The following is a 14,310-nucleotide window of genomic DNA, read 5'->3' on the forward strand; positions in this document are numbered from 1 at the left end:
TATTATGAAACTCAATCGTCGCGATTTTATGAAGGCGAATGCGGCTCTTGCAGCAGCAACGGCAGCCGGTATCGCTATTCCGGTGAAAAATGTCTATGCCGACGATACCGGCATTAAGTGGGATAAGGCAGCCTGCCGTTATTGCGGTACGGGCTGTAGCGTATTGGTCGGCACGAAAGATGGCAAAGTCGTTGCCACTCAAGGTGATCCGGATGCTGAAGTCAACCGCGGTTTAAACTGTATCAAAGGTTACTTCCTGTCTAAAATTATGTATGCGGCAGACCGCGTCACCGCACCGATGTTACGAATGAAAGATGGGAAATACGACAAAAACGGGGAATTTACGCCGATTTCTTGGGATCAAGCTTTTACTATCATGTCCGATAAAATCAAAGCGATTATTAAAAATAAAGGACCAAATGCAGTAGGCATGTTCTCATCCGGTCAATCCACCATTTACGAAGGCTATGCGAAAGTAAAATTGTGGAAGGGAGGTTTTCGTTCCAACACCATCGACCCGAATGCCCGTCATTGTATGGCATCTGCTGCCGTTGCTTTTATGCGAACCTTCGGTATGGACGAACCAATGGGTTGTTACAATGATATCGAAAAAACTGATGCGTTCGTGCTTTGGGGATCCAATATGGCAGAGATGCACCCGATCTTATGGTCGCGAATCTCTGATCGCACATTGTCTAACAAAAATGTCAAAGTCGTGGTGCTGTCAACCTACGAACACCGTTCGTTTGAACTTGCCGATATTCCGATTATCTTCACTCCGCATTCGGACCTCGCCATTCTTAACTATATCGCCAATTACATTATCCAAAACGATAAAGTAAACTGGGATTTCGTTAATAAACACACCAAATTCAAACGTGGTGAAACTGATATCGGTTACGGCTTACGTCCTGAGCATCCGTTACAACAAGCGGCAAAAAATGTGAAAACAGCCGGCAAAATGTACGACAGTGATTTTGAAGAATTCAAAAAAATCGTTGCACCGTACACATTAGACGAGGCACATCGTATTTCAGGCGTACCGAAAGATCAGCTTGAAGCACTTGCCAAAATGTATGCAGACCCGAATCAAAAATTAGTTTCTTACTGGACAATGGGCTTCAACCAACACACACGCGGTGTTTGGGTGAACCATATGATGTATAACGTCCACTTATTAACCGGTAAAATTGCCCAACCGGGTTGCGGACCGTTCTCTCTTACCGGTCAACCATCTGCTTGCGGTACGGCACGTGAAGTCGGTACGTTCATTCACCGTCTACCGGCGGATATGGTGGTCACCAATCCGAAACACCGCGAAACCGTTGAAAAAGCGTGGAAACTTCCTGCCGGAACCATTTCTTCAGAAATCGGTTATCACGCCATCGCTCAAGACCGTGCGTTAAAAGACAGAAAACTTAATTTCCTATGGACAATGTGTACCAACAATATCCAAGCAGGTCCGAATATCAATGAAGAACGCTTACCGGGTTGGCGCGATCCTGAAAACTTTATTGTGGTTTCAGATCCATACCCAACAGCCTCTGCGCTGTCTGCCGACTTAATTCTCCCAACTTCAATGTGGGTCGAAAAAGAAGGCGCTTACGGTAATGCGGAACGCCGTACTCAAGTGTGGCGTCAACAGGTAAAAGGACCGGGTGAATCCCGTTCCGACTTATGGCAGCTAGTTGAGCTGTCTAAATACTTTACCGTTGAAGATGTATGGAGCGAAGAACTCATCAGCCAAATGCCGGAATATCGTGGTAAAACCCTTTATGAGGTGCTTTATACCAATGGTGAGGTCAATAAATTCCAAGTGCCGACAAATGTTCCTGGCTATATCAACGATGAAGCGGAACATTTCGGTTACTACTTACAAAAAGGTCTATTTGAAGAATATGCTCAATTCGGTCGCGGTCACGGACATGATTTAGCTGACTTTGATACCTATCATCAAGTTCGCGGCTTACGCTGGCCAGTGGTTGAAGGTAAAGAGACGTTATGGCGTTACCGTGAAGGCTATGATCCGTATGTCAAAGCCGGTGAAGAGGTGAACTTCTACGGTCAACCGGACGGTCGCGCGGTGATTTTAGGTGTTCCTTACGAGCCACCTGCAGAAGCGCCGGATGCCGAATACGATTTATGGCTCACGACAGGACGTGTGCTGGAACATTGGCATACCGGTTCCATGACACGACGCGTACCTGAACTGCACCGTTCATTCCCGAATAATTTAGTATGGATGCACCCGACAGACGCTCAAAAACGCGGCTTACGTCACGGTGATAAAGTGAAAGTGATTTCCCGTCGTGGCGAAATGGTTTCTCATTTAGATACCCGCGGACGTAATAAATGCCCGGAAGGTTTAATCTATTCGACCTTCTTCGATGCCGGTCAATTAGTCAATAAAACAACCTTAGATGCAACAGACCCTATTTCTTTTGAAACAGATTTCAAGAAATGTGCGGTTAAAGTCGTGAAAGCTTAAAGTATCTTTGTTCACCTCGAACCATGTGCGAGGTGAACAAAATGATATAAACAAGCGGTCACTTTTCTGAAGAATTTTGCAAAAAGGTACAAAATATGAAACTTGACCCATCTCGTCGCCAATTTATCAAAAACGCTACCCGCACCGCAGCCGGTGTATGTGGCGTGGGTGTCGTGTTGGCGTTACAGCAAAATCAAAGCCTTGCAAGAGAAGGGGTGGCATTACGCCCACCCGGGGCGTTAAATGAAAAAGAGTTCGTTGCTGCTTGTACCCGTTGCGGACAATGTGTTCAAGCCTGTCCGTACGATATGCTGCATTTAGCATCACTGCTTTCTCCGATGGAAGCCGGAACGCCTTATTTTATCGCTCGCGATAAGCCTTGCGAAATGTGTGTTGATATTCCGTGTATGAATGCTTGTCCGTCAGGTGCGTTAAGCGGATTGGAAACGATTGACGATGCCCGTATGGGATTGGCAGTTTTGCTTGATCACGAAACCTGCCTAAACTGGCAAGGTTTGCGTTGCGATGTGTGTTATCGGGTTTGCCCGTTAATCGACAAAGCAATTACTCTTGAACGGATTCATAACGAACGAACGGTTATTCACGCCAAGTTGATTCCGACAGTGCATTCCGATGCCTGTACCGGCTGTGGAAAATGTGAACAAGCCTGTGTATTGGAAGAGGCGGCTATTAAAGTATTACCGATGGATTTAGCCAAAGGGATGCTTGGCAGACATTACCGCTTAGGTTGGAAAGAAAAACAAAACGCCGGTAAATCGCTGATTGAAGATCAACATCCGGAAGGCTTTAAAACCTTTGACGCGAGAATGCCTGAAGGTATGAATGAACCGACATATCAACATATGCAGGTTCAACCGGAAGTCAAAGTTGCTACGCCAAACCGTGCGACTTATGACTATGTACCAAGTCGTACAACGGTGGCAGAGCCGATTTTAAGCCCGATGGATTTAGATTCAACGGTACCGAGCGACTTAAACAAAGGAGGGAAATAATGGCAGGTGCAAATTCCCCGAAAGATGCCGGCTTAGAAGCCCGTCAAAAATTGGGTTGGTGGCATGCATATCGATTTCTGATCCTCCGCCGTTTAAGCCAGTTAGCGATTATTTTCATGTTCCTGAGCGGACCTTATTGGAACCTCTGGATTTTAAAAGGTAATTACAGCGGCAGTTTGTTGTTGGAAACGATCCCAATGAGCGATCCGTTAATTACCGCAGAAAGTTTGGCAACCGGTTATTTACCGAATCGGGATACCTTACTCGGCGCGCTGCTTATCATCGCCTTTTACGCATTGATAGCAAGTAAAGCTTTTTGTAGTTGGGTTTGCCCGATGAACATCGTAACCGATTGTGCCGCATGGTTACGTCGTAAGCTCGGCATTCGCTATTCCGCGAAACTCTCGCGCAATGTACGTTACGGCATTTTAGCGATGATCTTAATCGGTAGTGCAATCAGCGGCACATTGATTTGGGAATGGATTAATCCGGTCGCCGCTCTTGGTCGCACCTTTGTCTTCGGACTCGGCGCTACCCTTTGGCTTGTACTGATTGTCTTTTTATTTGATTTATTAATTGTGGATCACGGCTGGTGCGGACATCTCTGTCCGATTGGTGCCACTTACGGTCTGATCGGTGCGAAAGGCATTGTTCGGGTAAAAGTGGTAGACAGAGCGCGTTGCGATCAATGTATGGATTGCTACAACGTCTGCCCCGAGCCGCAAGTACTACGCAAACCGCTCCACGGCGATGTCACGGACAGTACCATTATACTTTCCAAAGATTGCATTAGCTGCGGACGCTGTATTGATGTTTGTGCTGAAAATGTATTTGCTTTCGGAACCCGATTCCAAGGCAGTATTGATATAAAAAATATTTAAACGGAGTGAACCCGATGAAAAAATATCTTGCGCTATTTCTTACCGTTATTGCGGCTTTTGCCGTAGCAGAAACCCCGACGACTCAAATCGGCTCAAGTCTTGAAGACGCAGCTGAAAATGTCGCCCCTGAGTTTACTAACCCGTTAAAAGATTCGGACAGTATTCCGATCACTTTTGTTTATCAGCCACCGCTTGTGCCGCATAGCATTCGCGGTTTGCAGGTTACTAAAAACGTTAACCAATGCTTAAATTGTCACGGTATTGAAATTTCCAAAGTTACCGGCGCACCGCGCGCACCGAAAAGCCATTTCATGACACAAGACGGAAAAATGTTGGAAAACGAATCGCCGCGTCGTTATTTCTGCTTACAATGCCATGTACAGCAAGCGGATGTAAATCCAATTATTCAAAATAAATTTGACACCATTCGTCAATCACAGGGTAACTAAGGAGAAAATTATGTTTGACCTAATTAAGAAATTTTGGAAATGGTTTCGCACCCCGAGTAAGATTGGCATTGGCTTTTTAGTTTTAGTTTCGGCCCTTGGCGGTATTATCTTCTGGGGCGGTTTTAACACAGCGTTAGAATATACGAATACAGAAGAGTTTTGTTCGAGCTGCCATATGAATGATGTTGTACCGGAATATCGCGCATCCTCTCATTACTCTAATCGCAGCGGGGTGAAAGCGATCTGTTCGGACTGCCACGTTCCTCACGAGTTTATCCCAAAATGGACTCGTAAAATTGAAGCGGCAAAAGAAGTTTACGCGCATTACACCGGAAAAGTGGACACCAAAGAAAAATTTGAAACACACCGGTTAGCAATGGCGGAACGTGAATGGGCGCGAATGAAAGCCAATAATTCACAAGAATGCCGTAATTGCCATAACTTTAGCGATATGGACTTCACAGAGCAAAAACGTGTTGCAGTACAAATGCACCAAATGGCGGAACAAGAAGGTAAAACCTGTATCGACTGCCACAAAGGAATTGCACACCAATTACCGAATATGCATGGGGTAAAATCCGGTTTCAGCTCGACGACTGAAGAGAAAAAATAATACTCACCGCAACACTAAAAATAATCTGCCCGAAAATTTAGCCCCTTTTTGAGGGCAGATTATCTCCGACTCCACTTTCCGACAACGCCGTTTTACATTTATACTTAGCGCAATTTTTATGTCATTAAATGGATATTCTATGAAAAAATCACTGACCGTTTTCTCTATTGTAGTACTTAGCGCCTGTAGCCAGCAACCACAATACCAAAGTACCTTAACCGAAGGCGTAGATGTCGGTATCGCTCCGCAACAGGATTTTTATCGATATGTAAACGGTAAATGGTTGGAAACCGCACAGATTCCGGCAGACAGAACCTCATGGGGAACCCTTGCAGAACTTAACGAATTGAATGAAAAGCGCTCTGCGGAACTGTTACAAGCGGTCATTTCTGACCCAAAATTTGCAAATAATCCCCATGCCCAAAGGCTAAAAGCGTTGTATCAAACCTATACGGCTCTCAATACCCGTGAACAATTAGGGTTAAGCCCGATTCAGGCGGATTTGGCTAACATCGACCAAATCGCAACCATTGCCGATCTGAAAAACTATCTCATCGCGGAAACGAAAAAAGGGAATGAAATGCTATTCGGCTGGTCGGTATTTGCTCATCTGAAGAATTCCCGTCAAAATGCGGTATACATTAGCAACGACAGTTTAGGTTTAAGTAACGACTACTACCAAAAAGATACTCCGGAAAACCGCAAAACGCTGGCGCTTTATCAGAATTATGTGGCACAAATGCTGACTTATGCCAACGTGCCGAATCCTAAACAAAAAGCCAAAGCCATTGTGAATTATGAAAAAGCGATTGCCAAAACCTTATTTACTAACGAGCAAAGTCGTGATGTTCAAAAACGCTATAACCCAATGTCAATGACCGAGTTGGCACAAGTCTCTCACCATATCAACCTTGCCGAATTTCTCACGGCAGTTGGCGTCAATACCGATGAAGTGATTATTTGGGAACCGAATTATCTGAAAAACATTGATAAGTTGATTAATCCGCAGCACCTCGCCGTGATTAAAGACTACCTTCGTTTTAAAACCGTTTCCAACGCATCGCCTTACCTTAACAAAGCATTAGATGAGGCGAATTTTGAGTTTTACGGGCGTCAGTTGGTAGGTCAAAAAGAGCAGCGGCCATTGGATAAACGAGCATTACGTTTAGTGAATAACCAAATCGGACAAGAATTTGCCCGCTTTTATGTAGGACAATTTTTTCCGGAAACAGCCAAAAAAGATTTGTTGGAAATGGCTGGCTATTTAATTCAAGCTTACCATTCTCGAATCGACAATTTAAGTTGGATGTCGGCGGAAACCAAAGTAAAAGCCAAAGCGAAATTGGACAAATTTATCGTTGAAGTCGGCTATCCGAACAAATGGAAAGATTACCGAGATCTCCGTTTAAAAACCGTGGAGCAAGGCGGTTCTCTTTATACAAACTTGCAAGCCGTTGCTGCATGGAATTATCAAGATGCACTGAAAAAGGTTGGTCAACCGGTCGATATTCACGAATGGGGAATGCTACCGCAAGTCGTCAATGCGTCTTATAGTCCGCTAATGAACCGTATCGTCTTCCCGGCAGGGATTTTACAAGCGCCGCTTTATGATATTGATGCAGACCCGGCGGTTAACTTCGGGGCAATCGGGGCAATCATCGGGCATGAAATTACTCACGGTTTTGATGACAGTGGCTCCAAATTTGACGGCGATGGCAACCTGACCGATTGGTGGACGGCGGACGACCGTAAAAAATTCGACATGTTAACGGATAAATTAGTCGCCCAATTCGATAAATATCAAGTAGCACCGAATGTTTATGTCAACGGGCGTTTCACTTTAGGAGAAAATATTGCGGATTTAGGCGGTTTAAGTATCGCTTACGACGCATTAAAATTGTATGAAAAAGAACATGGTACAGCGCCGTTGATCGAAAATCTCAACTCGGATCAACGCTTCTTTATGAGTTGGACACGTTCTTGGCGTACCAAAGCGACGGTACAGGCTTTAACCCATCAAGTAAAAAGTGCACCTCATGCACCGGGTGAGTTCCGCGCTTTTGCTCCGTTACTGAACATTAACGGTTTCCACAACGCATTTAACACCAAACAAGGCGACGGAATGTTTAAACCGATTAATGAGCGTATCCGGATTTGGTAATCGTAATAACAAGCAGTCGGAATTTGCAAAAAATTTGCGAATTCCGACCGCTTGTTGATCTGCCCCCAACGTCAGATATCCGTTTGTGGCGCAGATTGCATTTCAATCACTATTCAACGCGTTCTCCGTGTACCGAAATATCCAAGCCTTCACGTTCTTCATCGCGTTCAACACGTAAACCTTTACAAATTTTTTCTACCACTTTGAGGATAAGGAAGCTTACCGCACCACTATAAACAACGGTAATTAACGCATCTTTTAATTGAATCAAGACTTGGCTGCCAACCGTTGCTTCTCCGCCAAAAATCGTGTTATTGAACACAAGACCGGTCAGTAGTGCGCCGACAATACCGCCTAAGCCGTGAATGCCGAAAGCATCGAGTGAGTCATCATAACCAAATTTGTGTTTTAGTTTTGCAACCGAAAAGTAACACGCAGCCGCCGTGACAATACCGATAACGAAAGCGCCTTGCGGGTCAACAAAACCGGCTGCCGGAGTAATGCCCACCAAACCGGCTACCGCACCGGAGGCCAAACCAAGTGAAGACGGACGATGTCCTGCAATTTTTTCACAAACCAACCAAGTTAACGCACCGACTGCGGCAGAAACTTGGGTCACCGCCATCGCCATACCGGCTGATGCATTGGCAGCAACCGCAGAACCGGCATTGAAACCAAACCAACCGACCCAAAGCATTGCCGCGCCTATCAGTGTAAGCACCATGTTGTGCGGAGGCATTGCTTCTTTACCGTGTCCGACACGTTTACCAACCATAATTGCAGCGACTAAACCGGCAATCCCTGCGTTGATATGCACGACCGTTCCGCCTGCATAGTCAAATACGCCGCCTTCACTCATAAAGCCGCCACCCCAAACCCAGTGGCAGGTTGGAACATAAACCAACAAGAACCATAAACCGGAAAACCACATCATAGCGGAATATTTCATACGTTCAGCAAAAGCACCGGAAATAATGGCTACGGAAATCACGGCAAAGGTCATTTGGAAAAACATAAAGACTGTTTCCGGTACCGTTGACGCATTCGGTGCTATAGTGGTGAGTTCGTTCTCTAAGTCCAAACCTAAACCGGATAAAAAGACTCGATCTAATCCACCGATGAATGAGTTGCCCGGTGTAAAAGCGAGAGAATAGCCAACGATAACCCAAAGCACACTGATTAATGCAGCTACAGAAAAACTGTGCATCATTGTTCCCAGTACGTTTTTTTTACGTGCCATTCCACCATAAAACAACGCTAATCCCGGTATCGTCATAAATAATACGAGAATAGCTGAAATCATTACCCAAGCAGTATCGCCTTGGCTGATATCAGACAATGGTTTCCACCAGTCCAGCGATGCCGCCATCGTTAATGGTGACGCAAGTAATGTGCTACCCAAAATCATACTTTTTTTCATGATAATCTCCTTAATTTTAAACTGCGTCATCATCTGTTTCACCGGTACGGATTCGAATAACCCGTTCAATTGGACTGACGAAGATCTTTCCGTCGCCAACTTTACCTGAATTTGCCGTTTGTAGAATGGTATCGACAACCGAATCGACCATCTCATCTGAGATAACGATTTCCAGCTTTATTTTAGGGAGAAAATCAATCGCGTATTCTGCACCGCGATAGCTTTCGGTATGGCCTTTTTGGCGACCGAATCCTTTGACTTCAGTCACTGTCATGCCTTGAATGTCTAAATCAGAAAGCGCTTCACGCACATCATCTAATTTAAACGGTTTTATCATTGCTGTTATTTTCTTCATTGTTATGCTCCTGTATATTTTGAACTCCAATTGGAGTCGAAATAAACTTACAAGAGATTTATTTTATAAACAATAGAAAACAATCATTTTCTATTAAAATAGAATAATCATTAGATTTTTTATAAAAATTCAATCAATTTGCTATAAAAAATCTAATAATATTAGTAAATAGGTGAGTTTTATACTATTATAGTTTTTGTTTGATAAGATGAACAAGCAATTGGATATGAGCGGAACTCGCATTTAACGCCGGAATATAACGGTAACTTTCCCCCCCCGCATGCATAAAAACTTCTCGGTTTTCTTCACCGATTTCTTCGATGGTTTCCAAACAATCCGCCGAAAAACCAGGACAAATCACCGCCACTTTTTTAATCCCTTTTTTGGGGAAATCGGCGAGAGTTTCATCGGTATAAGGTTTCAGCCATTCTTCTTTACCAAAGCGTGATTGGAAAGCTAGATGCCACTGTTTTGCTGTTAGTTCTAACGTTTCAGCAACTAAATGTGCGGTGTGATGACAATGGGTAGCATAAAAATCACCTTCTAGTTCATAGCGTTTTGGAATTCCGTGAAAAGAAAACAGCAGATGTTCCCCTTCTTCTAGCTGAATACTGTCTGTTAACGCCTTAATATAGAGCGGTTCATTATAATAGTGGTGAATGAACTCAAACGGCACCATTTTTTTATGAGCGGTTAGGCTGCGAGCAAAAGCATCAAATACCGAAGCCGTTGTAGTTGAACTATATTGAGGATAAAGAGGAAGAACGATGATTTTCTCTACATTCTGAGCTAATAATTGCGCAACGGCATGATCCATACTTGGATTACCGTAACTCATGGCTAACTCTACAATAGTATTTTTTCCCTGAGCGTTAAAATCCGCTTGTATAGCTTTTTGCTGTTGGCGGGAAATAGATAAAAGCGGAGAACCATCCTTTGTCCAAATAGATTGGTATGCTTTTGCCACTCTAGGCGCGCGTTTAGGTAATACCATAAAATTTAAAATGAACTGCCACTTCCATTTTGGTAGATCAATTACACGGGGATCACTTAAAAACTGTTTTAAATAGCGTTTAACTGCCGCTGTAGTTGGTTCGTCCGGTGTACCAAGATTAACTAATAACACTCCGATCTTTGGCTGGTTCATATGGTTTCCTTAATTATCATTATGTTGACTCTATTATAGAGAATTCGACGTAATCACGCTATTTATCAAATCAACAGGCAAACTAAATCGGCTTGACATTGCTTGCTTAACGCTCTAGAATTTGCCGTCCTTTCGTCTGTGAAAGGCTTTTTTATTGTTTTAATTTTAACTGGAGCTTTATTAATGGCAACTATCAACCAGCTAGTACGCAAACCGCGTGTGAAAAAGGTTGTAAAAAGCAACGTTCCTGCATTAGAGGCTTGCCCGCAGAAACGTGGTGTGTGTACTCGTGTATACACTACAACTCCTAAAAAACCAAACTCAGCGTTACGTAAAGTATGTCGTATCCGCTTAACAAATGGTTTTGAGGTAACTTCTTATATCGGTGGTGAAGGTCACAACCTTCAAGAACACAGTGTTGTATTAATCCGTGGTGGTCGTGTTAAAGACTTACCGGGTGTGCGTTATCACACTGTACGTGGTGCACTCGACTGTGCAGGCGTTAAAGACCGTAAACAAGGTCGTTCTAAATACGGCGTTAAACGTCCTAAGTCTTAATGGACCTCCGTTAAGTAAGGCCAAACGTCTAAATTAATATTTAAACCATAAACTCCAGTCAAAGGCGCTTAGTCGCAAAAGATGAGTTTTGGATATCCTGAAGATTTATAATACGGAGAAATTGCAATGCCACGTCGTCGTAGTATTGAACCACGCAAAATTCTTCCAGATCCGAAGTTCGGTTCAGAATTACTTGCAAAATTCATCAACGTTTTAATGGTTGATGGTAAAAAATCTATCGCAGAGTCAATCGTTTACGGTGCGTTAGAAACATTAGCTCAACGCTCTGGCAAAGATGCGTTAGAAGCATTCGAAATCGCACTTGAAAACGTGCGTCCAACCGTTGAGGTTAAATCCCGTCGTGTTGGTGGTTCTACTTACCAAGTTCCGGTAGAAGTTCGTCCAACCCGTCGTAACGCATTAGCAATGCGTTGGATCATTGAAGCAGCACGTAAACGTGGTGACAAATCAATGGCAATGCGTTTAGCTAACGAACTTTCAGATGCAGCAGATAACAAAGGCTCAGCAGTGAAAAAACGTGAAGATGTTCACCGTATGGCTGAAGCCAACAAAGCGTTTGCTCACTATCGTTGGTAATAAGCTTTTGATTTTTGTAGGCTTCATCTCAAAATTTGCGATGAAGCCTATTACGTATAATTCATATTAGATTCCAAATAAGGTAATAATAATGGCTCGTGTAACTCCCATTGAGCGCTACCGCAATATCGGTATCAGTGCTCACATCGACGCAGGTAAAACAACTACCTCAGAGCGTATCCTTTTCTATACAGGTGTAAGTCACAAATTAGGTGAAGTACACGATGGTGCAGCGACGATGGACTGGATGGAACAAGAACAAGAGCGTGGTATCACAATCACCTCAGCTGCAACCACAGCATTCTGGTCCGGTATGTCTAAGCAATACCCACAACACCGTATCAACGTTATCGATACTCCGGGACACGTTGACTTTACTATCGAAGTAGAACGTTCAATGCGTGTTCTTGACGGTGCGGTAATGGTTTACTGTGCAGTTGGTGGTGTTCAACCACAATCTGAAACGGTATGGCGTCAAGCTAACAAATATCAAGTACCACGTATTGCGTTCGTAAACAAAATGGACCGTACAGGTGCAAACTTCCTACGTGTTGTTGATCAAATCAAAACCCGTTTAGGCGGTAACTCAGTTGCATTACAACTTCCAATTGGTGCTGAAGATAGCTTCAAAGGTGTTGTTGATTTAATCAAAATGAAAGCGATCAACTGGAACGAAGCTGACCAAGGCATGACTTTCACTTATGAAGATGTGCCAGCAGATATGTTGGACGCTTGCCAAGAACGTCGTGAAATGTTAGTTGAAGCAGCAGCTGAAGCATCAGAAGAGTTAATGGAAAAATTCTTCTCAGGTGAAGAATTAACTGAAGAAGAAATTAAATCGGCATTACGTCAACGTGTATTAGCAGGTGAAGTAATTCCTGTTTGCTGTGGTTCTGCATTCAAAAATAAAGGTGTTCAAGCAATGCTTGATGCAGTAATCGACTACTTACCGGCACCAACAGATATTCCAGCGATCAAAGGTATCAACGAAGATGAAACTGAAGGCGAACGTCACCCAAGCGATGATGAACCATTCTCTTCATTAGCATTCAAAATTGCAACTGACCCGTTCGTCGGTAACTTAACCTTCTTCCGTGTGTACTCAGGTGTAGTTAATTCAGGTGATACTGTTTACAACTCTGTAAAACAAAAACGTGAGCGTTTAGGTCGTATCGTTCAGATGCACGCTAACAAACGTGACGAAATCAAAGAAGTTCGTGCAGGTGACATCGCAGCGGCAATCGGCTTAAAAGATGTTGGTACAGGTGATACACTATGTGCCCAAGATGCACCAATTATCCTTGAGCGTATGGAATTCCCAGAGCCAGTAATCTCTGTTGCAGTAGAGCCAAAAACGAAAGCTGACCAAGAGAAAATGGGTATCGCATTAGGTCGTTTAGCACAAGAAGACCCTTCATTCCGTGTTCATACCGATGAAGAGTCAGGCGAAACCATCATTTCAGGTATGGGTGAGTTACACTTAGACATCATCGTTGACCGTATGAAACGTGAGTTCAAAGTGGAAGCAAACATCGGTAAACCACAAGTATCTTACCGTGAAACTATCCGTACTCGTGTTAATGATGTTGAAGGTAAACACGCAAAACAATCAGGTGGTCGTGGTCAATACGGTCACGTTGTGATCGACTTATATCCATTAGATCCAGAAGGTCCCGGATATGAGTTCGTAAACGAGATCAAAGGTGGTGTAATCCCTGGTGAATATATCCCTGCAGTTGATAAAGGTATCCAAGAGCAACTTAAATCTGGTCCATTAGCGGGTTACCCAGTAGTTGATTTAGGTGTACGTTTACACTTCGGTTCATACCACGATGTTGACTCATCAGAATTAGCGTTCAAATTAGCAGCGTCATTAGCATTTAAAGCCGCATTCGCTAAAGCAAACCCGGTTCTTCTTGAGCCAATCATGAAGGTTGAAGTTGAAACTCCACCAGATTACGTGGGTGACGTTATCGGTGACTTAAGCCGTCGTCGTGCAATGGTAAACGGTCAAGAAGCGAACGAGTTCGTTGTTAAGATCAATGCGGAAGTTCCACTTTCAGAAATGTTTGGTTATGCAACAGACTTACGTTCACAAACTCAAGGTCGTGCGTCATACTCTATGGAACCATTAAAATATGCTGAAGCACCGGCAAGTGTTGCTGCAGCAGTAATTGAAGCGCGTAAAAAATAATTTTTAACTTTTAAAACTCCATAGCACATTGTGTGCTATGGGATTTCATCAACAAAGGAAACTTTACAATGGCTAAAGAACAATTTAATCGTGGCGATAAAGTCCACGTAAACGTAGGTACTATCGGTCACGTTGACCACGGTAAAACAACCTTAACAGCAGCAATCACAACCGTTCTTGCGAAAAAATTCGGTGGTGCTGCACGTGCGTTCGATCAAATCGACAACGCACCGGAAGAGAAAGCACGTGGTATCACCATCAATACTTCACACGTTGAATACAACACCGCATCACGTCACTATGCACACGTTGACTGCCCGGGACACGCGGACTATGTTAAAAACATGATTACCGGTGCGGCACAAATGGACGGCGCAATCTTAGTCGTTGCTGCAACAGACGGTCCAATGCCACAAACCCGTGAGCACATCTTA

General features: G+C 43.8%; 13 protein-coding genes. 10 read left to right on the top strand and 3 right to left on the bottom strand.

What is annotated here, in order from left to right:
• Positions 1–4: 4 nt before the first annotated feature.
• From napA to ACEYJ7_RS01640, 6 genes are all read left to right on the top strand, one after another.
• A complete protein-coding gene (napA, locus tag ACEYJ7_RS01615) occupies positions 5–2,488 on the top strand; it encodes a nitrate reductase catalytic subunit NapA (RefSeq protein WP_373777276.1) in 2,484 nt (827 codons plus the stop codon).
• 95 nt (positions 2,489–2,583) lie between these two features.
• The gene (napG, locus tag ACEYJ7_RS01620) at positions 2,584–3,501 is read left to right on the top strand and encodes a ferredoxin-type protein NapG (RefSeq protein WP_373777277.1); all 918 of its coding nucleotides are present in this window, start codon (positions 2,584–2,586) and stop codon (positions 3,499–3,501) included.
• Complete coding sequence (gene napH / locus ACEYJ7_RS01625) at positions 3,501–4,382, top strand: quinol dehydrogenase ferredoxin subunit NapH (RefSeq protein ID WP_373777278.1); 882 nt, start codon at positions 3,501–3,503, stop codon at positions 4,380–4,382. Before napG ends, napH begins: the two co-directional genes overlap by 1 nt.
• Before the next feature lie 14 nt (positions 4,383–4,396).
• A complete protein-coding gene (locus ACEYJ7_RS01630) occupies positions 4,397–4,831 on the top strand; it encodes a nitrate reductase cytochrome c-type subunit (RefSeq protein ID WP_373777279.1) in 435 nt (144 codons plus the stop codon).
• A gap of 10 nt (positions 4,832–4,841) precedes the next feature.
• On the top strand, positions 4,842–5,444 hold the full coding sequence (locus ACEYJ7_RS01635; RefSeq protein WP_373777280.1) for a cytochrome c3 family protein: 603 nt from the start codon (positions 4,842–4,844) through the stop codon (positions 5,442–5,444).
• A 139-nt stretch (positions 5,445–5,583) separates the two neighbouring features.
• The gene (locus tag ACEYJ7_RS01640; RefSeq protein ID WP_373777281.1) at positions 5,584–7,605 is read left to right on the top strand and encodes a M13 family metallopeptidase; all 2,022 of its coding nucleotides are present in this window, start codon (positions 5,584–5,586) and stop codon (positions 7,603–7,605) included.
• A 109-nt stretch (positions 7,606–7,714) separates the two neighbouring features.
• Here the strand turns inward: ACEYJ7_RS01640 and ACEYJ7_RS01645 are convergent, their stop codons facing one another.
• The 3 genes from ACEYJ7_RS01645 to hemH all read right to left on the bottom strand — a co-directional run bounded on the left by ACEYJ7_RS01645 (position 7,715) and on the right by hemH (position 10,527).
• Entirely contained in the window at positions 7,715–9,025 is a 1,311-nt protein-coding gene (locus ACEYJ7_RS01645) for an ammonium transporter (protein ID WP_373777282.1), read from the bottom strand.
• A gap of 16 nt (positions 9,026–9,041) precedes the next feature.
• A complete protein-coding gene (locus ACEYJ7_RS01650) occupies positions 9,042–9,380 on the bottom strand; it encodes a P-II family nitrogen regulator (protein ID WP_373777283.1) in 339 nt (112 codons plus the stop codon).
• 187 nt (positions 9,381–9,567) lie between these two features.
• On the bottom strand, positions 9,568–10,527 hold the full coding sequence (gene hemH / locus ACEYJ7_RS01655) for a ferrochelatase (RefSeq protein ID WP_373777284.1): 960 nt from the start codon (positions 10,525–10,527) through the stop codon (positions 9,568–9,570).
• Between the two features lie 183 nt (positions 10,528–10,710).
• On the opposite strand from hemH, the gene rpsL reads away from it, so the two are divergent.
• The 4 genes from rpsL to ACEYJ7_RS01675 form a co-directional block, all read left to right on the top strand.
• Positions 10,711–11,085 (top strand): 30S ribosomal protein S12, encoded by a 375-nt coding sequence (gene rpsL / locus ACEYJ7_RS01660; RefSeq protein WP_005708967.1) that lies wholly within the window; start codon positions 10,711–10,713, stop codon positions 11,083–11,085.
• A 126-nt stretch (positions 11,086–11,211) separates the two neighbouring features.
• Entirely contained in the window at positions 11,212–11,682 is a 471-nt protein-coding gene (rpsG, locus tag ACEYJ7_RS01665; protein ID WP_373777285.1) for a 30S ribosomal protein S7, read from the top strand.
• A gap of 91 nt (positions 11,683–11,773) precedes the next feature.
• Entirely contained in the window at positions 11,774–13,876 is a 2,103-nt protein-coding gene (gene fusA / locus ACEYJ7_RS01670; RefSeq protein WP_373777286.1) for an elongation factor G, read from the top strand.
• Between the two features lie 68 nt (positions 13,877–13,944).
• On the top strand, positions 13,945–14,310 hold a 366-nt coding region (locus ACEYJ7_RS01675), incomplete at its 3' end, for a GTP-binding protein (protein ID WP_373777287.1).

It is taken from the genome of Glaesserella sp. (genome assembly GCF_041814905.1).
Taxonomy (GTDB): domain Bacteria; phylum Pseudomonadota; class Gammaproteobacteria; order Enterobacterales; family Pasteurellaceae; genus Glaesserella.

Excerpts from the sequence above, each read along its gene's own strand:
- ACEYJ7_RS01635 (WP_373777280.1), top strand. The coding sequence starts at position 4,842 with ATGTTTGACCTAATTAAGAAATTTTGGAAATGGTTTCGCACCCCGAGT.
- ACEYJ7_RS01630 (WP_373777279.1), top strand. The coding sequence starts at position 4,397 with ATGAAAAAATATCTTGCGCTATTTCTTACCGTTATTGCGGCTTTTGCC.
- ACEYJ7_RS01645 (WP_373777282.1), bottom strand. The coding sequence starts at position 9,025 with ATGAAAAAAAGTATGATTTTGGGTAGCACATTACTTGCGTCACCATTA.
- rpsL (WP_005708967.1), top strand. The coding sequence starts at position 10,711 with ATGGCAACTATCAACCAGCTAGTACGCAAACCGCGTGTGAAAAAGGTT.
- hemH (WP_373777284.1), bottom strand. The coding sequence starts at position 10,527 with ATGAACCAGCCAAAGATCGGAGTGTTATTAGTTAATCTTGGTACACCG.
- napA (WP_373777276.1), top strand. The coding sequence starts at position 5 with ATGAAACTCAATCGTCGCGATTTTATGAAGGCGAATGCGGCTCTTGCA.
- napG (WP_373777277.1), top strand. The coding sequence starts at position 2,584 with ATGAAACTTGACCCATCTCGTCGCCAATTTATCAAAAACGCTACCCGC.
- fusA (WP_373777286.1), top strand. The coding sequence starts at position 11,774 with ATGGCTCGTGTAACTCCCATTGAGCGCTACCGCAATATCGGTATCAGT.
- ACEYJ7_RS01640 (WP_373777281.1), top strand. The coding sequence starts at position 5,584 with ATGAAAAAATCACTGACCGTTTTCTCTATTGTAGTACTTAGCGCCTGT.
- rpsG (WP_373777285.1), top strand. The coding sequence starts at position 11,212 with ATGCCACGTCGTCGTAGTATTGAACCACGCAAAATTCTTCCAGATCCG.
- ACEYJ7_RS01650 (WP_373777283.1), bottom strand. The coding sequence starts at position 9,380 with ATGAAGAAAATAACAGCAATGATAAAACCGTTTAAATTAGATGATGTG.
- napH (WP_373777278.1), top strand. The coding sequence starts at position 3,501 with ATGGCAGGTGCAAATTCCCCGAAAGATGCCGGCTTAGAAGCCCGTCAA.